This is a genomic window from Rhodocyclus gracilis (assembly GCF_009617575.1).
In the GTDB taxonomy this organism is placed as follows: domain Bacteria; phylum Pseudomonadota; class Gammaproteobacteria; order Burkholderiales; family Rhodocyclaceae; genus Rhodocyclus; species Rhodocyclus gracilis.
Window position 1 is genome coordinate 134,910 of record NZ_WIXJ01000001.1, and the last position, 23,966, is coordinate 158,875.

Annotated in this window: 22 protein-coding genes; 13 read left to right on the forward strand and 9 right to left on the reverse strand. The window is 65.3% G+C overall.

Features of this window, described 5'->3' with window-relative positions; genetic code table 11:
* Positions 1–219 precede the first annotated feature (219 nt).
* The 4 genes from GHK24_RS00640 (at position 220) to GHK24_RS00655 (ending at position 5,370) form a co-directional block, all read left to right on the forward strand.
* Positions 220–1,545: an O-acetylhomoserine aminocarboxypropyltransferase/cysteine synthase family protein gene (locus GHK24_RS00640; protein ID WP_340642650.1), complete on the forward strand. Its 1,326-nt coding sequence runs from the start codon at positions 220–222 to the stop codon at positions 1,543–1,545.
* Positions 1,542–2,696 carry a homoserine O-acetyltransferase MetX gene (gene metX / locus GHK24_RS00645; RefSeq protein WP_167680593.1) on the forward strand — a complete coding sequence of 385 codons (1,155 nt, stop codon included), beginning with the start codon at positions 1,542–1,544 and terminating at the stop codon, positions 2,694–2,696. The genes GHK24_RS00640 and metX overlap by 4 nt, the downstream gene beginning before the upstream one ends.
* A gap of 116 nt (positions 2,697–2,812) precedes the next feature.
* Positions 2,813–4,186, forward strand: a complete 1,374-nt coding sequence (locus tag GHK24_RS00650) for a pyridoxal-phosphate dependent enzyme (RefSeq protein ID WP_153467432.1) — start codon at positions 2,813–2,815, stop codon at positions 4,184–4,186.
* On the forward strand, positions 4,183–5,370 hold the full coding sequence (locus GHK24_RS00655; protein WP_153467435.1) for a trans-sulfuration enzyme family protein: 1,188 nt from the start codon (positions 4,183–4,185) through the stop codon (positions 5,368–5,370). Before GHK24_RS00650 ends, GHK24_RS00655 begins: the two co-directional genes overlap by 4 nt.
* A 25-nt stretch (positions 5,371–5,395) precedes the next feature.
* Here the strand turns inward: GHK24_RS00655 and GHK24_RS00660 are convergent, their stop codons facing one another.
* Genes GHK24_RS00660 through ppx form a run of 5 tightly spaced genes read right to left on the reverse strand, consistent with a single transcriptional unit; the run spans position 5,396 to position 10,481 of the window.
* Entirely contained in the window at positions 5,396–6,082 is a 687-nt protein-coding gene (locus GHK24_RS00660) for an ABC-type transport auxiliary lipoprotein family protein (protein WP_153467438.1), read from the reverse strand.
* Positions 6,083–6,096: 14 nt separating this feature from the next.
* Entirely contained in the window at positions 6,097–7,032 is a 936-nt protein-coding gene (locus tag GHK24_RS00665) for an MlaD family protein (protein WP_153467441.1), read from the reverse strand.
* A 10-nt stretch (positions 7,033–7,042) separates the two neighbouring features.
* Positions 7,043–7,849 (reverse strand): ABC transporter ATP-binding protein, encoded by an 807-nt coding sequence (locus GHK24_RS00670; protein ID WP_153467444.1) that lies wholly within the window; start codon positions 7,847–7,849, stop codon positions 7,043–7,045.
* Positions 7,849–8,964, reverse strand: a complete 1,116-nt coding sequence (locus tag GHK24_RS00675) for an ABC transporter permease (RefSeq protein ID WP_153467447.1) — start codon at positions 8,962–8,964, stop codon at positions 7,849–7,851. Before GHK24_RS00675 ends, GHK24_RS00670 begins: the two co-directional genes overlap by 1 nt.
* Positions 8,965–8,972: 8 nt before the next feature.
* On the reverse strand, positions 8,973–10,481 hold the full coding sequence (gene ppx, locus GHK24_RS00680; protein WP_153467450.1) for an exopolyphosphatase: 1,509 nt from the start codon (positions 10,479–10,481) through the stop codon (positions 8,973–8,975).
* Between the two features lie 133 nt (positions 10,482–10,614).
* Between ppx and GHK24_RS00685 the strand changes: the two genes are divergently transcribed.
* The 7 genes from GHK24_RS00685 (at position 10,615) to GHK24_RS00715 (ending at position 17,121) form a co-directional block, all read left to right on the forward strand.
* Positions 10,615–11,457, forward strand: a complete 843-nt coding sequence (locus GHK24_RS00685) for an AAA family ATPase (protein WP_153467453.1) — start codon at positions 10,615–10,617, stop codon at positions 11,455–11,457.
* Positions 11,458–11,470: 13 nt separating this feature from the next.
* Positions 11,471–12,643: a vWA domain-containing protein gene (locus tag GHK24_RS00690; protein WP_153467457.1), complete on the forward strand. Its 1,173-nt coding sequence runs from the start codon at positions 11,471–11,473 to the stop codon at positions 12,641–12,643.
* 116 nt (positions 12,644–12,759) lie between these two features.
* Positions 12,760–12,984 carry an AbrB/MazE/SpoVT family DNA-binding domain-containing protein gene (locus GHK24_RS00695; RefSeq protein ID WP_153467460.1) on the forward strand — a complete coding sequence of 75 codons (225 nt, stop codon included), beginning with the start codon at positions 12,760–12,762 and terminating at the stop codon, positions 12,982–12,984.
* Positions 12,981–13,367 carry a type II toxin-antitoxin system death-on-curing family toxin gene (locus GHK24_RS00700; protein WP_153467463.1) on the forward strand — a complete coding sequence of 129 codons (387 nt, stop codon included), beginning with the start codon at positions 12,981–12,983 and terminating at the stop codon, positions 13,365–13,367. Before GHK24_RS00695 ends, GHK24_RS00700 begins: the two co-directional genes overlap by 4 nt.
* Positions 13,368–13,485: 118 nt before the next feature.
* Positions 13,486–14,856, forward strand: a complete 1,371-nt coding sequence (gene hflX / locus GHK24_RS00705; RefSeq protein ID WP_153467466.1) for a GTPase HflX — start codon at positions 13,486–13,488, stop codon at positions 14,854–14,856.
* 37 nt (positions 14,857–14,893) lie between these two features.
* Complete coding sequence (locus GHK24_RS00710) at positions 14,894–16,033, forward strand: GNAT family N-acetyltransferase (protein ID WP_153467469.1); 1,140 nt, start codon at positions 14,894–14,896, stop codon at positions 16,031–16,033.
* 146 nt (positions 16,034–16,179) lie between these two features.
* Positions 16,180–17,121, forward strand: a complete 942-nt coding sequence (locus tag GHK24_RS00715) for a hypothetical protein (protein WP_228384468.1) — start codon at positions 16,180–16,182, stop codon at positions 17,119–17,121.
* 42 nt (positions 17,122–17,163) lie between these two features.
* Here the strand turns inward: GHK24_RS00715 and uvrB are convergent, their stop codons facing one another.
* On the reverse strand, positions 17,164–19,311 hold the full coding sequence (uvrB, locus tag GHK24_RS00720; RefSeq protein ID WP_153467473.1) for an excinuclease ABC subunit UvrB: 2,148 nt from the start codon (positions 19,309–19,311) through the stop codon (positions 17,164–17,166).
* Between the two features lie 172 nt (positions 19,312–19,483).
* Here uvrB and GHK24_RS00725 point away from each other — a divergent pair, with 172 nt between their 5' ends.
* Together GHK24_RS00725 and GHK24_RS00730 are read left to right on the forward strand one after the other, a co-directional pair.
* Positions 19,484–20,686 (forward strand): amino acid aminotransferase, encoded by a 1,203-nt coding sequence (locus tag GHK24_RS00725; RefSeq protein ID WP_153467475.1) that lies wholly within the window; start codon positions 19,484–19,486, stop codon positions 20,684–20,686.
* Between the two features lie 106 nt (positions 20,687–20,792).
* On the forward strand, positions 20,793–21,092 hold the full coding sequence (locus tag GHK24_RS00730; RefSeq protein ID WP_153467478.1) for a DUF3861 domain-containing protein: 300 nt from the start codon (positions 20,793–20,795) through the stop codon (positions 21,090–21,092).
* Positions 21,093–21,171: 79 nt separating this feature from the next.
* Here GHK24_RS00730 and GHK24_RS00735 read toward each other — a convergent pair whose 3' ends face one another.
* From GHK24_RS00735 to phbB, 3 genes are all read right to left on the reverse strand, one after another.
* Positions 21,172–22,398, reverse strand: a complete 1,227-nt coding sequence (locus GHK24_RS00735; protein ID WP_340642649.1) for a DUF2252 domain-containing protein — start codon at positions 22,396–22,398, stop codon at positions 21,172–21,174.
* Positions 22,399–22,532: 134 nt separating this feature from the next.
* Positions 22,533–23,105: a polyhydroxyalkanoate synthesis repressor PhaR gene (phaR, locus tag GHK24_RS00740; RefSeq protein WP_153467481.1), complete on the reverse strand. Its 573-nt coding sequence runs from the start codon at positions 23,103–23,105 to the stop codon at positions 22,533–22,535.
* A 91-nt stretch (positions 23,106–23,196) separates the two neighbouring features.
* Positions 23,197–23,937 carry a beta-ketoacyl-ACP reductase gene (phbB, locus tag GHK24_RS00745; RefSeq protein ID WP_153467484.1) on the reverse strand — a complete coding sequence of 247 codons (741 nt, stop codon included), beginning with the start codon at positions 23,935–23,937 and terminating at the stop codon, positions 23,197–23,199.
* Positions 23,938–23,966: the final 29 nt, after the last annotated feature.

Sequence of the window (23,966 nt, forward strand, 5' to 3'; positions counted from 1 at the left end):
CTGCCCTCGCGGGCCGGCAGCAGCTAACGTGAAAATCCGGCATAGCTTCTAAGATTTTCTTCGTTGGGAATCAAATTCCATCCGGCTAAGGTTTCGCCACCCGCGACAGGCGGGACGAACCTTCGGCCAGGAATACATCTGGATGGCTCTTCATCCGCTCCTGGCAGTCCTTTCAACCGGCGCGCGCTGCCCGACGCGACCGACATCAGGAGCCTCATCGTGAGCAACCAGAAAGCCAACTACCGCTACGAAACCCTGCAAGTGCACGCCGGCCAGACGCCCGCTCCCGGCACCAACTCGCGCGCCGTGCCGATCTACCAGACCACCTCCTACACCTTCAACAACGCCGAACACGGTGCCAACCTGTTCGCGCTGAAGGAATTCGGCAACATCTACACGCGCATCATGAACCCGACCACCGACGTTTTCGAACAGCGCATCGCCGCGCTCGAAGGCGGTGTCGCCGCGGTCGCCACGGCTTCGGGACAGGCGGCGCAGTTCCTCGCCATCACGGCCATCGCGCAGGCCGGCGACAACATCGTGTCGACCAGCTACGTCTACGGCGGTACCTACAACCAGTTCAAGGTGACGCTGCCGCGCCTGGGCATCCACGTGAAGTTCGTCGAGGGCGACAATCCCGAGGACTACAAGGCGGCGATCGACGAGAAAACCAAGGCGATCTACGTCGAAACCATCGGTAACCCGCGCTTCAACATCCCCGATTTCGAAGCACTGGCGAAGATCGCGCACGATGCCGGCATCCCGCTGATCGTCGACAACACCTTCGGCGCCGGCGGCTACATCGCGCGTCCGATCGACCACGGTGCCGACATCGTCGTCGAGTCGGCAACCAAGTGGATCGGCGGTCACGGCACCTCGATCGGCGGCGTCATCGTCGATTCGGGCAAGTTCAACTGGGGCAATGGCAAGTTCCCGCTGTTTACCGACCCGGCGCCCGGCTACCACGGCCTCAACTTCTGGGAAGTCTTCGGCTCCGGTGGCCCCTTCGGCAACATCGCCTTCGCCATCCGCGTCCGCGTCGAAGGCCTGCGTGACGTCGGCCCGGCGCTCTCGCCGTTCAACGCCTTCCAGCTGATCCAGGGCGTCGAAACCTTGTCGCTGCGCGCGCAGCGCCACGTCGACAACGCGCTCGAACTGGCACAGTGGCTGAAGGCGCACCCGCAGGTGGCGTGGGTCGAGTACAACGGCCTTGAGGACAGCCCCTACCACGAACTGGCGAAGAAGTACCTGCGCAACGGCTTCGGCGGCGTGCTCAACTTCGGCATCAAGGGCGGCGCTGCGGCGGCACGCAAGTTCATCGACAACGTCGAACTCGCCAGCCACCTGGCCAACGTCGGCGACGCCAAGACGCTCGTCATCAACCCGGCCTCGACCACGCACCAGCAACTCTCCGAAGCCGAGCAACTCTCCGCCGGCGTGCGTCCCGACCTGATCCGCGTTTCGGTCGGCATCGAGCACATCGAAGACATCAAGGCCGACTTCGACCACGCCCTGCGCCGCTCGGCGCTCGAGGCGGCTGCGTGAGCGAACGCGGCGCATTCGCTCCGGCACAACGGCTGGCCTTGAGCCAGCCGTTTGTGCTTGACTCCGGCCAACAGCTACCGGGGCTGGAGATTGCCTACCGTAGCTGGGGCCGACTGTCGGCGAACGCCGATAACGCGGTGATCGTCTGTCACGCCCTGACCGGCAACGCCGACGCCGACGATTGGTGGGCGCCGCTGTTCGGGCCGGGGCGAACGCTCGACCCGGACAAGCACTTCATCGTCTGCAGCAACACGCTCGGCAGCTGCTACGGCACGACCGGCCCGAACACGCTGGCCGACGATGGCAAGCCCTGGGGCGCACGTTTTCCGCGCATCACCATTCGCGATCAAGTGCGCGCGCAGATCGCGCTCGCCGACGCACTCGGCATCGCCGGCATCCGCTTCGTTATCGGCGGCTCGATGGGCGGCCTGCAAGCACTGGAATGGGCCGTCCTCGACGCAAAGCGTACGCAAGCCGTCGTCTGCATCGCCGCCTCCGGGCGGCACTCCCCCTGGTGCCTCGTCTGGAGCGAGGCACAGCGACTCGCCCTGCGCGCCGATCCCTTGTTTCGCGATGGCCATTACACGGCCGACGCGCCGCCCGTTGCGGGGCTGGCCGCCGCCCGGGCGATTGCCATGGTCAGCTACCGCAGCCCGCAATCGCTCGAACAGCGCTTCGCGCGCGACTCCGGTCGCGCTGTCTTTGGCCAGCGCGCCGAGACCCCCGACGATTTCGCCGCCCGCGACTGGCTACGCCACCACGCCCGTAGCCTCGTCGAGCGCTTCGACGCCAACAGCTACCTGACACTGATCGACGCTCTCGATACCCACGATCTGGCGCACGGTCGCGGCGACTACGCGAGCGTGCTGCGACAGATCGAGCAGCCCGTACTGATCGGCTCGATCACCTCGGACGCGCTGTACCTGCCGGCGGAGCAACGTTTCCTCGCCGACACACTGCCTAACGCCCGCCTGCTCGACATCCACTCGGAGCACGGCCACGACGGCTTCCTGATCGACGCGCAGCACTTCGAACCCGCCATCCGCCACTTTCTGGCGGCGCACGCCCCGGCGGAAACGCCACCGCGCGAACGTCCGCCCCGGAGCGCCCACCCCTATCGCCCGCACGCGTCTGAACTGCGCGTCGCCTAGCCGCCACCGCTAGCGGACAACACCGGCGCGGCGCCGACGCGCCTTCCTGTTGCCCACGCCTGCGACCTATTTCGATCTTTTCCACCTTTTCCCACCACCTGCCAGCCACTCACGCAATGCCACACGACGCCAAACCCGCCGTCCTCGGCCTCATCGGCAATACGCCGCTGGTCGAAGTCACCCGCCTCGACACCGGACTCTGTCAGCTCTTCCTCAAACTCGAATCGCAAAATCCCGCCGGCTCGATCAAGGACCGCGTCGGTCTGTCGATGATCGAAACGGCCGAACGCGATGGTCGCCTGCTGCCCGGCGGCACCATCATCGAGGCCACCGCCGGCAATACCGGGCTGGGCCTCGCGCTGGTCGCCCGCGCCAAGGGCTACCGCATCATCCTGGTCGTGCCCGACAAGATGTCGACCGAGAAAATCCTCCACCTCAAGGCGCTGGGAGCCGATGTGCGCATCACCCGCTCCGACGTCGGCAAGGGCCACCCCGACTATTATCAGGACTACGCCGCGCGTATCGCCGCCGCCATTCCGGGCGCCTTCTTTGCCGATCAGTTCAACAACCCCGCCAATCCGGCCGCCCATGAGCAATCGACCGGACCCGAGATATGGGCGCAGACCGGGCACGATGTGGACGCCATCGTCTGTGGCGTCGGCTCATCCGGCACGCTCACCGGGCTGACGCGCTTTTTTGCGCGCGCCAATCCGGCCGTAGAGTTCGTCCTTGCCGACCCGCAAGGCTCGGTGCTGACCGACTATGTGCATCACGGCAAATTCGGGGCAGCCGGCTCATGGGCCGTCGAAGGCATCGGCGAAGACTTCATCCCGCCCATCGCCGATTTCTCCGGCGTCAAACACGCCTACCTGATTCCCGACGAAGAGAGCTTTGCCACCGCCCGCGAGCTGCTGCGGGCCGAGGGCATTCTCGCCGGCTCGTCGACGGGCACCCTGCTCGCCGCCGCGCTGCGCTTCTGCCGCGAACAGAAGACGCCGAAACGCGTCGTCTCCTTCGTCTGCGATACCGGCACCCGCTACCTGTCGAAAATCTACAACGACAACTGGATGGTCGACCAAGGCCTGCTGCATCGCCCGCTCTTCGGCGATCTGCGCGATGTCATCGCCCGCCGCTTCGAAGACGGCTCGGTGGTCAGCGTCGCCCCCGACGACACGCTGCAAACCGTCTTCCAGCGCATGCGCTACGCCGAGGTGTCGCAACTGCCGGTCATCGACAACGGTCGTATCGTCGGCCTGATCGACGAATCCGACGTACTCTTCCGCGTCCAGGCCGACAGCACCGCCTTCAAGAGCGCCGCTCGCTCGGCGATGTCGGAATCGCTGGAAACCCTGCCGCCGGACGCCAGCCTCGACGCGCTGCAAAAAACGCTCGATCGCGGCCTCGTCGTCATCATCGCCGACGAACAGCGCTTCTACGGCCTCGTCACCCGCTTCGACCTTCTCAACCATCTGCGGAAGAAATTTGCATGAGCACCCCCGCCACACCGGTCACGCGCCACGGCTTCGGCACCCGCGTCATTCACGCCGGGCAGTCGCCCGACCCCACGACCGGCGCCGTCATGCCGCCGATCTACGCCAACTCCACCTACGTTCAGGACAGCCCCGGCGTACACAAAGGCCTCGACTACGGGCGCTCGCACAACCCGACGCGCTGGGCCTTTGAACGCTGCGTCGCCGACCTCGAATCGGGGGTGCAGGCCTTCGCCTTCGCCTCCGGGCTGGCGGCGATTGCCACGGTGCTGGAAACGCTCGACGCCGGCGCCCACATCATCGCCGGTGACGATCTCTACGGCGGCACCTACCGCCTGCTCGAACGCGTGCGTCGTCGCAGCGCCGCCCTCTCGTTCAGCTTCGTCGACCTGACCGACCTCGACGCGCTCGCCGCCGCCGTGCGGCCAGAAACGCGCATGCTGCTGATCGAGACGCCGAGCAACCCGCTGCTCAAGCTCGCCGATCTCGATGCGCTGGCGGCCTTTTGCCGGCAACACAATCTCATCGCCGTGGCTGACAACACCTTCGCCACGCCCTGGGTGCAGCGGCCGCTGGAGCACGGCTTCGACATCGTCGTGCACTCGACGACCAAGTACCTGAACGGCCATTCGGATGTAATCGGCGGCGTCGCCATCGTCAGCGGCGAGGCGCGGAACGCGGCCCTGCGGGAGAGCGTCGGTTTCCTGCAAAACGCCGTCGGCGCCATCGCCGGCCCCTTCGACGCCTTCCTCGCCCTGCGCGGCCTCAAGACGCTGAACGTCCGCATGCAGCGGCATTGCGACAATGCCCTCGCCCTCGCCGGCTGGCTGGAAGCGCACGACAAAGTTCGCCGCGTGCGCTATCCGGGGCTCGCCTCACACCCGCAACACGCACTGGCACAGCGGCAGATGCGCGGCTTCGGCGGCATGATTTCGCTCGAACTCGCCACCGATCTCGCCGGCGCCCGGCGTTTTCTCGAAGCCACCGAGCTATTCACCCTCGCCGAGAGCCTCGGCGGCGTCGAAAGCCTGATCGAGCATCCGGCGATCATGACGCACGCGACCATTCCGGCCGCGCAACGGGCAGCGTTGGGCATCAGCGACTCGCTGGTGCGCCTGTCGGTCGGCATCGAAGACCTGCCCGACCTGCAACACGACCTCGCACACGCGCTCGACGCCGTGTAAGGCTCGTCTCCGGGGGCGAAACCGCTTACGGCGCGCCCCCGGCCACACTCCTGCCGGCGCGGCAACTCGCCAGTTGTCCGGAGCGATCCAGCGCACTCAGCCAGGCCGCCAACTGCTGCGCGAGATCATCGCTCGTCGCGACGAGGGCACGAACGCCGCCGGCCGCATCGGCGCTGCCGGCGGCCTGCCGCAGCGAAAACGACTGCCGCGCAATCAGCCGGCGTTCGCCGTCGACCAGCGACGCCTCGCCCTGCAAGCGCCCCTGACTGACGGCCGCCTGCTCAAAGACCTGCGCGAATTCCTGCACGTCGACGCGCACCTGACAATCGAGCGCTGCATTGCTGTTCAGCCCCGCCGTGCCGAGGCTTTGGCGCAAACGCTGCGCCAGCAGCTGCGTCGGCGAGCCTGCCCAGCGGCTGGCGGCGTATTCGCGCAGACGCAGGCTGTCGTCGTAAGCCAGACGATAGACGATGGCCGGACTGTCGAGCCAGGCGGGCGCCTTGACCTCGACGCTCACATACGAAAATGCAGTCCCCACCCGCGCAGCCGGCGGGCCGAAATCATAGACAGTCGCGGGCGCCGTCGCCCGCCCGCCGACGGCGCAAGCGCCGAGCAGCAAGGCAGCGCCAATGCTCAACAGCGGGGCCAGCGGTTTTTGCCGGGGCGAATGCCGTAGTGGGTGCGGTTGCGAGTGCTGTTGCAAGGTAGTCACGGACTTCCTCTCCTTCACGGGGTCTGCCGAAGCGGCGGCGCCACGAAACCGGCTTCGCCAGGCCCGGGCGCGGCGGCGGGCGGGCCAAAGACGAGACTTTGCGGCGACGATTCCAGTTGCTGCAAAACACGGTTGAGCTGGCGCGAGGTCGTCGCCAGATCCGTCAACACCTCATTGACGCGGGCCGGCAAGGCGCCGGCACCGCCCGACGAAGCATCGCCGAGAGCACGGTCGAGCTTGTCACTACTGGCCTTGACGCTGGCGAGCGTGGCGCGGGCGTCGGCAACCAGCGGCGCGGCCTCGGCGGAAGCGCTTTCCAGACGGTTCAGCGAGACACTGAGCGCGCGCACGTTCTCCGGCGACAGCAGTTGCCGCAGTTGCGCCGCCACCTGGGCAACGTCGCGGGCGCCGTTATCGGCACTCGCCAGCGCACTGGTGAGGTGTTGCCGGTTCTCGCCGCCCAGCAACAGATTCATCGACGTCAGCAGATCGCGCGCCTGCCGCATGGCCTCGCCGCCGACTTGCGACAGCTCTTCGATCAGCGAGGTCTGCATGGCAATGCGTGGCGGATTGTCGGCATTACCAAGCAGCGGCGTCGGATCGCCGCCGGTATCTTCGAGCAGGACGTAGGCAATGCCGGTAATTCCCTGATAGTCGAGCTTGGCGGTCGTTCCGCGCGTCACCGGGACGTTTTCGTTGACGCTGATGCGCACGAAGATGTTGCGCGGATCCTTCGGATCGAGCGTGATCGATTGCACCTTGCCGACGCCGATCCCGCGATAGCGCACCTGCCCCTGCGGCCCCAGACCGGTGACGTTCTGACGGGCGACGACGATGTAATCGCGCGTCACTTCGCGCTTGCCGCCGAACCACCACAGCGAAGCCACGACGGCAAGCAGCAGTGAGAGGGTGAATACACCGGCGATCAGCGCGTGTGAGCGGTTTTCCATGGCAACTCCATTAGCGGGCGGCGGCTTGCAAGGCCGCCTGTGCGCGTTCGGACGCAAAAAAACGGCGGGTAAAAGGATGATCCATCGACGCCACTTCGGCGAGCGTGCCGCAGGCGACGATACGCTGGTCAGCCAGCGCGGCAACACGCGTCGCCAATCCCGCCAGGGTGTCGAGGTCGTGCGTCACCATGACGACGCTGAAGCCGAGTTCGCGTTGCAGCGTGCGGATCAGCGTGACAAAGCTGGCGCTCCGATCCGGGTCGAGTCCCGCCGTCGGCTCGTCCAGCACCAGCAACTCGGGCTCGAGCGCCAGCGCACGCGCCAGCGCCACCCGCTTGACCATGCCGCCAGAGAGCTCGGCCGGCATCAGCGCGCCATGCGATGGCTCCAGCTCGACCATCGCCAGCTTCACGCGCACCAGATCGTTGATCAGGTCTTCGTCGAGCTGGCGCAACTCACGCAGGGGAAACGCGATGTTGTCGGCGACCGACAGCGCCGAATACAGCGCCCCCTGCTGGAAGAGCATGCCGAAGCGGCGACGCACCCGGCGACGCAACTCCGGATCGTCGCTCTGCACGGGGGAGCCGAACAATTCGACCGTTCCCTGACTCGGCGCCAGCAGGCCGACGATCTCCCGCAACAGCGTCGTCTTGCCGCTGCCGGAGCCGCCCACCAGACCGAGCATTTCGCCGGCGGCGACCGTCAGATCGATATCGCGATGCACGACGGTCTCGCCGAAACGCGTCCACAGGCCACGAATCGCGATGACCGGCGCGTTCTCCGGACTGGCGGCGGGGAGGGAATGATGGCCGAGCATCAGGGAATCCCCTGACTGCGCGTCAGCACCGCGAACACGGCATCGACGATGATGACAGCGGTAATCGAGGTCACCACCGAACTCGTCGTTCCGGCGGACAGGCTCTCGGTATTCGGGCGAACGCGCAGCCCGAAATAGCAGGCGACAAGCCCGACCAGCACGCCGAAGGCGACGCCTTTACCCAGGCCGATGAAAATGTTGGCCACCGGCACCACCTTCGGCAAAGTGTCGATGAAATAGGCGTAGGAAAGCCCCATCTCGAGATGCGCCGAAACCATGCCGCCGAGCATGCCCGCCGCCGAGCACCACAGGACAAGCAAGGGCGTCGCCAGCGACAGCGCCAGCACCTTCGGCAACACCAGCCGCAAGGAGCTTGAAATCCCCATCGTCGCCAGCGCGTCAATTTCTTCGGTCACGCGCATGACGCCGATCTGCGCCGTCATGGCCGAGCCGGAACGCCCGGCCACCAGCACGGCCACCAGCACCGGCCCCAGTTCGCGGATGACGCTGATGCCGAGCAGATTGACGATGAAAACATCCGCACCGAAGGTCTTCAGTTGCAGCGACGACAGATACGACAGCACAACGCCGATGAGAAAGCCGACCAGAGCGACCACCGGCAGCGCCTGCGCACCGCTCTTGTACAGCGTCGCCGAAAACTCGCGCCAGGGAATATCGCGGGGATGCCCGATCAGATAGATCAGATCGAGCACTATCTGTCCGATCAGGGCGATGACGCCGAGACTGTGCTCGAGCAGCGTCAGCGTGCCTCGCCCGACCAGCAGCAAGGGAGTCGCCGGATCGTAGGGGGCGCGGACGGCGCGCACAGGCAGCGTGACGCCCGCCGCCCGCACCAGAACGCGTCGGTGCGTCTCGGAGATCGCTGTCTCATCCGGCCAACGTTCTCCCCAGGCCCGCCACAAGAGCAAGGCGCCGACGCTATCGAGGCGCGTCACCGCCCGCAAATCCCAGTGCGCCGAACGGGCGTTCAGCTGCCGCAAACGCGCGTCGAGTACGGAAAGCTGCGGACCGAGCGTCGCCAGAGTCCAGTCGCCGGCCAGCCGCGCTTGCACAAGGCCCCCCTGCACCTCGTCGTCAAGCGTGGCCGGGCTCATCGCTGCGCTCAGCCGTCGAAGTTGCCGGCGCGCCGCCGCAGGCGCAGTCCGGAGCCGATGCGCTCCCAGGCCACCGCCTCGTCGGCCAGCGCCGCGGCCGTCAGCGGATTACCCGCCAGCCACTCCGCCGGCACATCCAGCTGATAGGCGCCAGACACGTACTTGAGCGTCAGCGGCGGCAGCGGCCGATCATCGCGCGGGCGGTGGAGCAAGGCCGCCAAACGCAGGCAGAACACCAGTTGCCAGGCATCATCGAGCGGCGGCAGGGCCGCGATCTTCTCCAGCTTGCCGCGCTGCCCCAAGATCAGCAGCGCCAGCAACGCCTGATCTTTCTTGGAAAAACCCGGCATGTCGGCAAAGGTGACGATGTACGCGCCGTGCTTGTGGTAGCCGCTATGCGCAATCGAAATGCCGATCTCGTGCAAGCGCACCGCCCAGCGCAGCACGTCGAGCGCGCTTTCGTTCTCCGGCGCGCGCAGGTCGCGTAACTGGCCGAGCAGACCCTGCGCCGTCCGCTCGACGCGCGCCGCCTGCAACACGTCGACCTGATAGCGCCGCATGAACTCGCTGACGGTCGAATCGCGCATGTCGAGCCGATGAAAGCGCCCGAGCAGATCGTAGAGAACGCCGAGACGCAAGGCGCCGTCGGCGTAAATCATCGTTTCGATATCGAGTTCAGCGAAAATGGCGCACATGATCGCCAGCCCGCCGGGGAAAACCGGCAGCCGGTCCGAGCGCAAGCCGTCGAGCGACAGCGCATCCGTAGAACCGGCGCGGATCAGGCGATTGCGCAGCTCTTCGAGTCCGGCGCGCGTAATGCCGCTGGCACCGCCGGGATTCAAGCGGTTCAGTTCGAGAATCTCCGCCAGCGCGCGGGCCGTCCCCGACGAGCCGACCGCCTCGCGCCAACCGAAGCGCCGGTAGTCGCTGGCGATGCCCTGAATCTCACGCCGTGCCGCCAGCTCGGCATCACGGAAGCGGCGCTTGTCGACACCCCCCCCCGGAAAGAAGCGCAGCGAGAAGCTGACGCAGCCCATGTACTGCGACTCCAGCAGCAGGGGCTCGATCTGCTGGCCGATGATGAATTCGGTCGAGCCGCCACCGATGTCGACGACGAGGCGCTTGTGTTCGACCGCCGGCAAGGAATGCGCGGCGCCCAGATAGATGAGGCGGGCTTCTTCCCGGCCGCCGATGATTTCGATGGGGAAGCCGAGCGCCTTTTCCGCCGCCGGCAGAAAATCGTGCGCGTCCTTGGCGACGCGCAGCGTATTGGTCGCTACCGCCCGCACCGCCTCCGGCTGAAAACCGCGCAAACGCTCGCCAAAACGCCGCAGGGCGAGCAAGGCGCGCTCGCGCGAGGCGGCGTCGAGCCGCTTGTCCGCCGTCAAGCCGGAAGCCAGCCGCACTGGCTCCTTGAGCGAGTCCAGGGGATAAATCTGATCATCAACCACCCGCCCGACCTGCAAACGGAAACTGTTGGAACCGAGATCGACGGCGGCGATCAGTTCGTAAGCCATGTTCTGCGCCTTGCGCCAGGAGATGGCGCATTCTAGCACCGCGCCTTGCCGGCGCTGCCGCCCGCCCGCGTCACAACGCCATTCGGGTCGGAGCGGTTACACTTGGACGTCTATTGCCCAGCGGGGATATTCCATGCGTTTTACCGGCACCGATACCTATGTCGCGACACGCGAACTGTCGCTGGCGGTCAATGCCGCGATCACCCTGCAGCGACCGCTGCTGATCAAGGGCGAACCGGGCACCGGCAAGACGCTGCTCGCCGAGGAAGTCGCCGCTGCGCTCGGACTGCCGCTCTACCAGTGGCACGTGAAATCGACGACGCGCGCGCAGCAGGGTCTGTACGAATACGACGCCGTCGCCCGCCTGCGCGATTCGCAACTGGGCGAGGCGCGCGCCAGCGAGATCGGCCACTACATCGTCAAGGGCGTGCTGTGGCAGGCTTTCGAAGCCGAGACGCCATCGGTGGTGCTGATCGACGAGATCGACAAGGCCGACATCGAATTCCCCAACGACCTGCTGCGCGAACTCGACCGCATGGAGTTCTACGTGTACGAGACGCGCCAGCTGATCCGCGCGCGGCAGCGGCCGCTAGTGTTCATCACCTCGAACAACGAGAAGGAGTTGCCCGACGCCTTCCTGCGCCGCTGCTTCTTCCACTACATCCGCTTCCCCGACCGCGAGACGATGCAGCGCATCGTCGAGGTGCACTACCCCGGCATCAAGCAGGCGTTGCTGCGCGAGGCACTCGAGGTCTTCTTCGAGCTGCGCGAGCTGCCGGGACTGAAGAAGAAGCCGTCGACCTCGGAACTGCTCGACTGGCTGAAACTGCTATTGGCCGAAGACATTCCGCCGGAAGCGCTGCGCAGCAGCGACCAGAAACTCGCCATCCCGCCGCTGCACGGCGCGCTGCTGAAGAACGAGCAGGACATCCATCTGTTCGAAAAGCTGGTGTTCATGGCGCGGCGCGGGCGCTGAGTCCTGTTCCCGCATGCTCGTCGACTTCTTCCTCCACCTGCGCGAGCGCGGGGTGAAGACCTCGCTGCAGGAGTTCCTCGTCCTGCTCGAAGCGCTGCGCCGCAACGTCGCCGGCTACAGCATCGAAGATTTCTACCTGCTGGCACGCACGACGCTGATCAAGGACGAAGCGCAGTTCGACCGTTTCGACCGCGCCTTCGGCGAGTACTTCAAGGGCATCGAAGCGCTGCCCGGCATGGAAACCGGCATTCCCGAAGAATGGCTGCGCCAAGCGGCCAAACGCCTGTTGAGCGACGAAGAACGCGCCGCGCTGGAAAAACTCGGCTGGGACAAGCTGATGGAAACGCTGAAGCAGCGCCTCGCCGAGCAGAAGGAGCGCCACGCTGGCGGCAACAAGTGGATCGGCAGCGGCGGCACATCGCCCTTCGGCCACGGCGGCACGCACCCGGAAGGCGTACGCATCGGCGGCAGGAGCGAAAACCGCTCGGCGCTGAAGGTGTGGGAGAAGCGCGAGTTCAAAAACCTCGACGACAGCGTCGAACTCGGCACGCGCAACATCCAGGTGGCGCTGCGCCGGCTGCGCCGCTTCGCGCGCGAGGGCGCTGCCGAAGAGCTCGACCTCGACGGCACCATCGACGGCACCGCGCGCAACGCCGGCTGGCTCGACCTCAAGCTGCGCCCGGAACGGCACAACGCGGTGAAGGTGCTGCTCTTCCTCGACGTCGGCGGCTCGATGGACGACCACATCGCCACCTGCGCGACGCTGTTCTCGGTCTGCCGCAACGAGTTCAAGCACCTCGAGTACTACTACTTCCACAACTGCGTCTACGAGCATGTGTGGCGCGACAACGTCCGCCGCCGCACCGAGCGCACGCCGACCGTCGACGTGCTGCACCGCTACGGCCGCGACTACAAGCTGATCTTCGTCGGCGACGCGACGATGAGCCCCTACGAAATCGTCCATCCCGGCGGCAGCGTCGAGCACGACAACGCCGAGCCCGGCGCCGTCTGGCTGGCACGCCTGACCGACGCCTTCCCGCACGCCGTCTGGCTCAACCCCGAGCCGGAAGCACACTGGCCCTACCGCGAGTCGATTTCACTGATCCGCCAACTTCTCGCCGGCCGCATGTTCCCGCTGACCGTGGACGGGCTGACGCGCGGCATGCGCGAACTGAGCAAGGCCTGAACGCGCGCCCGCCTGTACCGCGGATCGATACGCCGGGCGAGCCATCCCGCGCGACAACTTGCCCGTCACTCGCGCAGTGGAATAGTATTACGGACGTAATTACATCGGAGTCCACCATGTTCAGCCTGAAACTCACTCAGATCGGCAATTCTGTTGGCGTGGTACTGCCGAAAGAGCTTCTTTCCCGCCTTCACCTGGAAAAAGGCGACACCATCTATGCGACCGAGTCCCCGGAAGGCGTCCGTCTCACCGCATTTGACCCGGCATTCGCCGAACAAATGGAACTGGCAAAGCAGGTGATGAAATCGCGTCGCAATGTGCTGCGAGAACTCGCCAAATGAAAAAAAGGCGCTGGATCGAAGAAGCTGTCGTCTGGGCGATTCACGAAGCACAACTCGCAGAGCATGGCGGTCAGGTTGGTATCCGTGACAGGGGACTGCTGGAATCGGCCCTTGCGCGACCGCGAAATCTTGCAATCTATGGCAGCCCGGACGCTGCCGACCTTGCCGCTGCCTATGGCTTCGGCATTGCACGCAACCACCCATTCATCGACGGCAATAAACGTACGGCATTCGTTTGTTCCGAGCTTTTCCTGTTAATGCATGGAATTGAATTACAGGCCGATGACGCGGCCTGCGTCTCCATCATGCTCGCCCTCGCCGCCGGCGAACTTCCAGAAGCCGACTTCGCTGCCTGGCTGCGCGCAACGAGCACTGCCCGCTGACGGTTGCCATCATCGCGACGGCGCCGGCTGACCGAGCTATTACCGATAATGGCTTTCAGCCTGCGGGCTCTCCACAGGTACTATCTGCCCTCACCCACCCGAAAGAAGCCCGTACCGCATGTCTGCCGAAGTCAAAGAAAAACCCGTCTACGCCATCGCCGCCTCGGTGCAACTACCCAACGTCAGCGACAGCGAGTTCGAAGCCTCGCTGACCGAGCTGCGCGAACTGGCGAAGACGCTTGGCTATACCGTCGTCGAAACCTTCACTCAGAAGCGCGCCGGCTTCGACACCACCGGCTATCTCGGCGTCGGCAAGCGCGAGGAAATCCGCTGCTTCGCCAACATCGACAGCGGTCACGAAGCCACAGACGAGGACGGCGAGCCCCACGCCCCCGTACCGACGCGTGCGCCGTCAACGCAGAAGATCGAAGCGCTGTTCGTCGACCACGAGATTTCGCCCTCGCAGGCGCGCAATCTCGAAAAGGAGACCGGCTGCGAGGTGATGGACCGCACCATGGTCATCCTCGAAATCTTCCACCGCAACGCGCGCTCGCGCGCCGCCAAGGCGCAGGTGGAAATCGCGCGTCTCGGCTACATGGCGCCGCGCCTGCGCGAGGCGGCCAAGCTGGCCGGGCCGCAGGGCCGGCAGCGCAGCGGCGTCGGCGGCCGCGGCGCCGGTGAATCGCACACCGAACTCGACCGGCGCAAGATCCGCGACCGCATCGCCGAACTGCAGCTGGAAATCGTCGCCATGGAGGCCGAGCGCAAGACGCAGCGCGCCCGTCGTCAGGAGCGCCAGGGACTGGCCAGCGTGGCGCTGGTCGGCTACACCAACGCCGGCAAATCGACGCTGATGCGCGCCTTGACCGGCAGCGAGGTGCTCGTCGCCAACAAGTTGTTCGCCACGCTCGACACCACCGTGCGCACGCTCTACCCGGAAAGCGTGCCGCGCGTGCTGGTCAGCGACACCGTCGGCTTCATCAAGAACCTGCCGCACGGGCTAGTCGCGTCGTTCAAGTCGACGCTCGACGAGGCGCTCGACGCCGGCCTGCTGCTGCACGTGATCGACGCCAGCGATCCCGGTTTCCAGCGCCAGCTGGAGGTGACTGACACCGTGCTCGCCGAAATCGACGCCGACGTGCTGCCGCGCCTGCGCATCTTCAACAAGATCGACCACGTTGGCGATGCCGCGGCACAGGCCGAACGCGAGGCCGCGCTGCGCGAGCAGTATCCGGGCTGCGTGGTGATGAGCGCACGCCGGCCGGACGACGTGGCGCGGCTGCACCAGCGCATCGTCGCCTTCTTCCAGCAGGATCTGGTCGAGGCCGAACTGTTCCTGCCGTGGACGGCGCAGCAGCTGCGCGGCGCCATATTCGCCAGCTGCCAGGTGCTCGACGAACGCGCCGAAGCGGACGGCGCGCACTTCCGCGTGCGCGGCGAAGCGGCGGCGATCGACAGCCTGCGCGAACGTCTCGCGCAGTTGCCGTAGGCGCGGCAGCAGCGCTTCCCGGTCGTCAGCGGCGGCGATGAGCTACCGGGTCAAACTCCTCGGCGCCGCCAGCGACCTGACGGCCGAAGAATGGCAGCAGCTTGCCACCGGCGGCGACCCGTTCGTCAGCCGTGAATTCCTTGGCGCCGCCGAAGACAGCGGCGCCGCCTCACCCGCTTTGGCTTGGCAGCCGCTGCATCTGGCGCTGCGCGAGGCCGACGGACAGCTTGCCGGCCTGTTGCCGCTCTATCTGCGCCAGCATTCCTTCGGCGACTTTTCGCGCGACTGGAACTGGCCGCCCGCCTGGCAGCGCGCTGGGCTCGACTACTACCCGAAGCTGGTCAGCGGCATTCCCTTCACCCCGTCGCCAGGGCCGCGCCTGCTGGCGCGTGGCGACGCCCCGGCAACGCTGCGGCCGGCGCTGATTCAGGCGGCAATCGAAGTCGCCAGCGAATGCCATGCTTCTTCGTGGCAATGCCTGTTCGTCAATGAGGCCGAGCACGCCCTGCTCGCCGACGCCGGCCTGCTGTTGCGCCGCGGCGTGCAGTTCCACTGGATCAATCGCGGTTACCGCGACTTCGCCGACTTCCTCGCCACCTTCTCTGCCGACAAGCGTAAGAAGATCCGGCGCGAACAGCGCGCCGTGGCGGAAGCCGGGCTGCGCCTCGAAACGCGCCACGGCGACGAGATCGACACCGCGCTGTGGCCGGCGCTGCACCGCCATTACCGCGACACCTTCACGCGCTACGGCAACCATCCGGCCTTTCCGCTCGAATTCTTCGAGCGCGTCGGCGGCGAACTCGGACGGCGCATGGTGGTGTTCATCGCCTGGTGCGACGAGCAGCCGGTCGCCTCGGCGATCTGCTACCGCAGCGACAGCGTGCTCTACGGTCGCCACTGGGGCAGCGACATCGACTGCCCCGGCCTGCACTTCGAACTGAGCTACTACCAGGGAATCGGCTACGCCATCGCCAACGGCCTCACGCGCTTCGAGGCCGGCGCCCAGGGCGAACACAAGCTCGCCCGCGGCTTCGAGCCCTGCGCCACGTGGTCGGCCTTCTGGATCGCCGATCCGCGCATGCGCGGCGCACTGGCCGACTTCATCCGTCGCGAGGATAAGGCGGTGCAGGATTACGGCGCTGAAATGGCACGGCACCTCCCCTTCCGGGCCGCCTGATCACGCGGCGTGCGCTCGCCCACCACCGTTGCCAGAAACTGCCCGAAGCCACCGGGCAGCGCGCACAACGCGGAAGCTTCAAGGAAACGTAACCTTCGCTTGCCAGAATCGGGCATCACGTCTCCACCTTTGAAGAAAGAAGCACGATGCCCCGCATTCTCCCAACTCGCCGCACTCACCGTTACCTCGCCCTCTCCGTACTTGCCGGATCGCTGGCCTTCAGCTCGCTGACCCTCGCCGCCGAAGCCGCTCCCGTCGAACAGCCGAGCTACCGCTACACCCTGATCGACACCTTCGCCGTCAAAGGGCGGCAAGGCGTCGTCAGCGATGGCAAGTTCTACTACGTCAGCGGCAGCAAGGCGCTGTACAAGTACGACACGAACGGCCAGTTGCTAAAGTCCAACGAAACGCCCTTCGAAGGCTATCCGGTCGCCGCCAATCACATCGGCGGCATCGACGTCTTCAACGGCGAGATTTTCGTCAGCGCGGAGAATTTCGCTGACGGCGTCGGCCGCGACATCCAGATCGCCATTCACGATGCCGAGACGCTGAAGCTCAAGCGCAGCTTCGCTTTCGATCCTGAAAGCGGGCAGCAGGAAGTCTCCGGCATCTGCGTTGACCCCGACAAACGCAGCGTCTGGATGGTGTCGTGGGTCGGCGAGGAAAGCGGTCGTTACCTCTACGAATACAGCCTCGACACCGGAAAATACCTGCGCAAGGTTCACCTGCAACCGGTGCCGCAGTGGATTCAGGGCATTCACTACTGGAAGGGGCAACTTTTCGTCACCGCCGACGACGGCGACGCCGATTTCGACGAGCCCGACCACCTCTATCGCGTCGACGTCACCGACAAATCCTACGCGCCGGTGATCCGCGAAAAGACCTTCAGCGAGGTCAAGCGGCAGGGCGAGATCGAAGCCGGCGGTGTCGATCCGAAAACGGGCGAATTCCTGGTGCTGATCAACCGTGGCTCGCGCATTGTTCTCGGTATGGTGAAGGGCTTCTATCCGGGCTACGACCGCGAAATCTCCGAGGTCTACCGCTTCCGCATGGAGCCGCAGGCCAGTACTCCGGCAAAGAAGAAGTAACGCCGCAGCCCGCAACCTGCCCTCGCCCGGCGCCGCCGCGACTCAGGCCGCAGGCGGCGCTTCGTCGTGCGTGGCGACGCCGAATACCAGTGCCTTGATACGCGCCAGCTCGTCGCGGGCGGCGGCGGCTTTTTCAAACTCGAGATTCTTCGCCGCCTCCTGCATCTCTTTCTCCAGCCGTTTCAGTTCGCGCGACAGCTGCTTCTCGCTCATCGCTGCGTAGTTTTCCTGCTGCTGCGCCGCCTTCAGCTCACGCTGCGCGCCTTCCGCGTCGTAGACGCCATCAATGATGTCCTTGATGCGCTTGGAAACGCTCTTCGGCGTGATGCCGTTCGCCTCGTTGAAAGCCAGCTGCTTGGTGCGCCGCCGCTCGGTTTCGGCCATCGCGCGCCGCATCGAGTCGGTGATGCGGTCGGCGTAGAGGATCGCCGTGCCATGCACGTGCCGCGCGGCGCGGCCGATGGTCTGGATCAGCGAGCGTTCGGAACGCAGAAAGCCTTCCTTGTCGGCGTCGAGAATCGCCACGAGTGACACTTCCGGGATGTCGAGGCCTTCGCGCAGCAGGTTGATGCCGACGAGCACGTCGAACTCGCCAAGGCGCAGGTCACGGATGATCTCGACGCGCTCGACGGTATCGATGTCCGAGTGCAGGTAGCGCACCTTGATCCCCTGCTCGCTGAGGTAGTCGGTGAGGTCTTCGGACATGCGCTTGGTCAGCGTCGTCACCAGCACGCGTTCGCCGACGGCGAGACGCTTGCGAATCTCCGAGAGCAGATCATCGACCTGCGTCGATGCCGGGCGGACGATGATCACCGGATCGATCAGGCCAGTCGGGCGCACCACCTGCTCGACCACCTGCCCCTGGTGCGTGCGCTCGTACTCGGCCGGCGTCGCCGAGACGAAGATCGTCTGCCGCGTCATGCGCTCGTATTCCTCGAACTTGAGCGGCCGGTTGTCGAGCGCCGAGGGCAGGCGGAAGCCGTAGTTCACGAGGTTTTCCTTGCGCGAACGGTCGCCCTTGTACATGCCGCCGACCTGCGAAATGGCGACGTGCGACTCGTCGATGAACATCAGCGCGTCGGGCGCGAGGTAGTCGAGCAGCGTCGGCGGCGGCTCGCCGGCCTTACGCCCCGACAGGTAGCGCGAGTAATTCTCGATGCCCTTGCAGAAACCAAGCTGGTCGAGCATTTCGAGGTCGAAGCGCGTGCGCTGCTCGATGCGCTGCGCCTCGACCGCGCGGTTCTCGCGCTGGTAGAAGGCGATGCGATCGTGCAGCTCTGCCTTGATCTGCTCGATTGCCCGCACGACGGTGCCGCGCGGCGTCACATAGTGCGAAGACGGAAAGATCGTGAAACGCGTCATCTTCGTTTGCAGGTGGCCGGTCAGCGGATCGAAGAGCTGCAAACCTTCGATTTCGTCGTCGAAGAGCGAAATACGCACGGCGTGTTCGGCGTGTTCGGCAGGAAAGACGTCGATGACGTCGCCGCGCACGCGGAAAACGCCACGATGGAAGTCGAGTTCGTTACGCTCGTACTGCATTTCCGACAGACGCTTGATGATGTCGCGCTGGCCCATGCGGTCGCCGACGCGCATGGTCAGGATCATCTGGTGGTATTCGTCGCGGTCGCCGATACCGTAAATGCACGAGACGGTCGCGACGATGATGCAGTCGCGCCGCTCAAGCAAGCTTTTCGTCGCGGAAAGCCGCATCTGCTCGATGTGCTCGTTGATCGACGAATCCTTCTCGATGAAGAGATCGCGCGCCGGCACATAGGCTTCCGGCTGGTAGTAGTCGTAGTACGAGACGAAATACTCGACCGCGTTTTCCGGAAAGAACTCGCGAAATTCCGAATACAGCTGCGCCGCCAGCGTCTTGTTGGGCGCCAGCACCAAGGCCGGGCGCCCCGTACGGGCGATGACGTTCGCCATCGTGTAGGTCTTGCCTGAACCGGTCACGCCGAGAAGCGTCTGGTAGAGCAAACCATCATCGATGCCGCCGATCAGCTGGCGGATTGCCTCCGGCTGATCACCCGCCGGAGGAAACGGCTGATGCAAGCGATACGGACTGCCGGGAAAGGTGACGACAGGATGCTCGCCGACGGGCACCTCGGCACCGGGTTCGGCCGGCGAAGGCAGCTTGGCGGCACGCGCGGAACGGGGCGAGTTCGGGGAAGACGATGTTTCGGACATGGTAGAATTTGCGCGTTTTTTTGCCGGCCGGATAGGCGGAAGTGCTGTTGGGCGCCAGACGGTCGGCGGGGTTCCGCATTATTTCGTAAATCGCAGCGCGAAGCACGGCGACTTTCACCGCCCGCCGACGCGCCGCATCCACCGGCGCCCAGCCGCGCCTACAGGAGCATTGATGAGCACCTCGATTTTCGCCGCCGTGGAGATGGCTCCGCGCGACCCGATTCTCGGTCTTAACGAGTCTTTCAACGCCGATACGCGCACGACCAAGGTCAACCTCGGCGTCGGCGTCTACTTCGACGACAACGGCAAGCTGCCGCTGCTCGGCGCCGTGCGCGCTGCCGAGAAGGTCCGCCTCGAAGCCATGCCGCCGCGCGGCTACCAGCCGATCGAAGGCACGCCGGCGTACAACCAGGGCGTGCAGAAGCTGATCTTCGGTGCCGATTCGGCACTGCTCGCCGACGGCCGCGTCGTCACCGCGCAAGCGCTCGGCGGTACTGGCGCACTGAAGATCGGTGCCGACTACCTGAAGCACCTGCTGCCAAACGCCACGGTGTATATCAGCGACCCGAGCTGGGAAAACCACCGTGCCCTGTTCGAAGCCGCCGGCTTCCCGGTCGCTACCTACCCCTACTACGACGCGGCGACGCGCGGCGTTGATTTCGCCGCCATGAAAGCCTGCCTGTCGACGCTGGCCCCCGGCTCGATCGTCCTGCTGCACGCCTGCTGTCACAACCCGACCGGCGCCGATCTTACCGCCGCGCAGTGGGCGGAAGTGATCGAAGCGGTGCGCGAGCGCAATCTCGTCGCCTTCATCGACATGGCCTATCAGGGCTTCGCCGACGGCATCACCGAAGACAAGGTGGCGCTCGACCTGTTCGCCGCCTCGGGCCTGCAGTTCTTCGTCTCCAGCTCGTTCTCGAAGTCCTTCTCGCTCTACGGCGAACGCGTCGGCGCGCTGTCGGTCGTCACCGCCAGCCGCGACGAGTCGACGCGTGTGCTGTCGCAGGTCAAGCGCGTCATCCGCACCAACTACTCCAACCCGCCGACGCACGGCGGCGCCATCGTTGCCAGCGTGCTCGCCAGCGCCGAGCTACGGCAGCAGTGGGAAGACGAGCTCGCCGGCATGCGTCTGCGTATCCGCGCCATGCGCACCGGCCTCGTCGACAAGCTGGCCGAACGCGGCGCGAAGCAGGACTTCTCCTTCGTTGCTCGCCAGCGCGGCATGTTCTCCTACACCGGTCTCTCCGTTGCGCAGGTCGACCGCCTGAAGAACGAATTCGGCATCTATGCCGTCGGCACCGGTCGCATCTGTCTGGCCGCATTGAACTCGAAGAACATCGACTACGTCGCCGACGCGATCACCGCTGTCCTCTGAGTTTGCTCCACCGCACGAAAACGCCAGCTTCGCGCTGGCGTTTTTTTTGGGCGCACCAAAACGCTGGATAATCACACCCAAGGAATTTTCCACACGGAGGCATCCGATGGCACACCATCGCTACCGCATCACCGTCGAGCCGCTCGCCGACGACACCAGCAGCGACGCGGCAGCATCCGCGCTGCATTTCGAGGTCGCCAACCACGACGACATTCTCCACGTTGTCGAACGCTTGCGCGCCCGCGCAGACCTGCCGCCGGACACCGCTCCTGCCCTCGGCGTCGGCCTCAAGCTCTTTGGCGAGGTGCTGCTCGAACACCGGACCCACCCGCTCTTTCGCGAGCTCTATCCGCACTTCGGGGAGTTCATGCGCACGCTTAAAGGCAAGGGCGGCGGCGCGGGATGACGCAGCGCACGCCTCTTCGGCTACAGCGCAGCGGCCTTTCCCTGACGTAAAAAGCGTCGAAAAAAAGGGCCGGCGCCCCTCAAACCAAGGCCCCCTCACGCGCCGCTGCCGCAAAAACCTCCCACTGCCGGCAGGTCAGCGCCGCCATCTTGCTGGCTGCGTCGAGAAGTTCCTCCTGCCAATCGGTCGGCTGCGCGAAGGCAAGCAGGTCATCGGCCGTCGCGGCGCCCGAGTGTCCGGAGGCGCGCAGTTGATCCCAAGCCAGCAGGTGCCCCATGGTGATCGCCACCTCCTTGAGACGGTCCAGCTTGTGGCCCCAGTCAGCGATGGCGACGCGGTCCTCCGCGCTTTGCAAGCCCTTGAGCAAAAAGGGAACCCCGGCCAGCTGTACGGGCTGTAAGAAGGCGTGGGTTGCTGCCTGCATGCGCCGCTGCACACCGACGACGCGACTCGCCTCGTCGGGCCACGACGGCTGCGCGATGCCGCGTCTCACCAAGGCAGGCCGCAGGGCAGAGGGCTTGGCTTCCTTGAGATCGAGCAGATAATTGCCGTCCGGCGAACCTTTGCCGGCGACGAGGATGACGTAGCGTTCGACACCGAGGCTGCCTGTCCCGGCGATGCGGCGCGCCACATCGTGCACGGCGAAAAACTCCGGAACCGGCTGCGTTGCGGCAAAGCGGTCCATGAATTCAGTCACCCGCGCCGTCTGCTCGGGGGATGCCGGCAAGAGCTTGCTGTCGTCGATCTTCAGGCGACGCTGATGTCCCTTGAGTATCGTCCGCTTGTCGAGAAAGCTCACACGGGTGCGCGATTGCAGGGCATCGAGCAAGGCCTTGACCAGCCCGCCCGATGTGTCGCGCTCGACCCACATAGGTTTGCCGTCGATCAGCGCGGCCCGATAGGCGGCGAGGCAACTCCGGCTGACGGCCAAGGCCTCGGCGCGCGTCGCCTTGAGCGCGTCGGCACCGCATTGCAGGCTGGTGAGCAGACGCAGCATGTCCCAGGTCGCGGGGGCCAGCGCGGCTTCGTCGTAATCGTTGATATCGAAATAAACGAGCCGGTTGTCGGCCTTGTAGCTGCCGAAGTTCTCGAAGTGCAGGTCGCCGCAACTCCACGCCAGCGGCACATCACGAAACAGTGCCGAGTCCGGCAGGGCGTCGTAAAACAGGTGGCAAGCACCGCGCAAAAAAACAAAAGGGCTCTGCGCCATCTTGCTGTATTTGAGCGCCCGCAATGTGGGGTCGCGCCCGGCGTTCTGGCGGACGATTTCCGCCACGACATCGAGGGAAGCGGAGGCCACATTCACGGCATGAGCCGCGTGCCCTGCGCTCTGCGCACTCGCCGCCTTCGCGGCAGATCCGGTGGTGAGCGGCACTGCGTTTCCGGCAGGCGACGTTGGCGCCGGCGACTCAGGCAAGGCCGGCGATGCCGGCGTATCGCTCACGACTCCGACTCAGGTTTCTTGCCAGGCTCCGGCGGCGGAAAACCGGGGAACTGAATGCCGGTAAACATCGAGCGCGTCTGCTGCTGCAATTGATCCTGCATCTGCTGGAACATCTTGCGGCTCTGATCGACGTAGGCGCTCATCATGGTCTGCATCGCCGGCCCCTGAAAGTTGAGGAACTGCGACCACATGTCCTGATGCAGCGGATGGTTCTCGCCGAAGGTGCCACGCGACTGCTCTTGCAGCTTCTGCTGAAAATCGGTGAACGCCTTGATATTCGTCTCAAGGTACTTGCCGACCATGCCCTGCATCGCATGGCCGTAAAAACGGATCATCTGCGCCAGCACGTCGGTCGAGAACAGCGGCAAACCGCCGCTTTCTTCTTCGAGAATGATCTGCAACAGGATGCTGCGCGTGATGTCTTCGCCCGTTTTCGCATCGACGACGCCAAACGCCTCGCCCGTGAGCACCATCGCCTTCACTTCGGCCAAGGTGATATAGGCGCTCGTCTTGGTGTCGTACAGACGGCGGTTGGGGTATTTCTTGATCAGACGCGACTTCTCCGTCATGACTGCGCTCGCTCTCAAAGGGTGAAAAACGCCGGGCGATTATAGCCCGCGCCGGACGGCGTGCCGGCGCGGGGCAGTGGCGTGTCGAAACCTAGGCCATGTGCAGGCCGCCGTTGATGTTGAGCGTTGCGCCGGTCATGAAGGCAGCCGGTTCGGAGGCGAGATAGGCGACCAGGGCGCCGATTTCCTCGGGCTTGCCCAGTCGCTTCATGGGAATGGTATCGATGATCGCCTGCCGCACGTCCTCGCGGATCGCCATGACCATGTCGGTCCCGACGTAACCGGGGGCAATGGCATTGACCGTCACCCCCTTGGCCGCCAACTCCTGCGCCAGCGCCTTGGTGAACCCGATGCAGCCGGCCTTGGCGGCCGAATAGTTGGTCTGCCCCGCCTGCCCCTTGACGCCGTTGACCGACGAAATGTTGATGATGCGCCCCCAGCCGCGCTCGGCCATCTTCGGCGAAATCGTGTGGGTAACGTTAAACAGGCTGTTCAGATTGGTCTCGATGACGGCATTCCACTGCCCCACCTCCATCTTCGGGAAAAAGCGGTCGCGCGTGATACCGGCATTGTTCACGAGGATATCGACAGGCCCCACCTGCGCCTCGATCGCCACGACCATCGCCGCACAGGCCTCGTAGTTCGACACGTCGGCGCCAAAAAGCGGGATATCGAGACCTTCCGCCTTGCGCGCCTCAAGCCAAGGCGCGACGGCCGGATCGCCGGGGAAATAATTGCCGACCACGCGATGACCGGCTTTCAGCAGTTCCTTACAGATGGCGGTACCGAGACCGCCGACCGCGCCAGTAACGAGAGCAATGCGTTGCGTCATGGTGGGCTTACCTTTCTATCGAAGGGAAA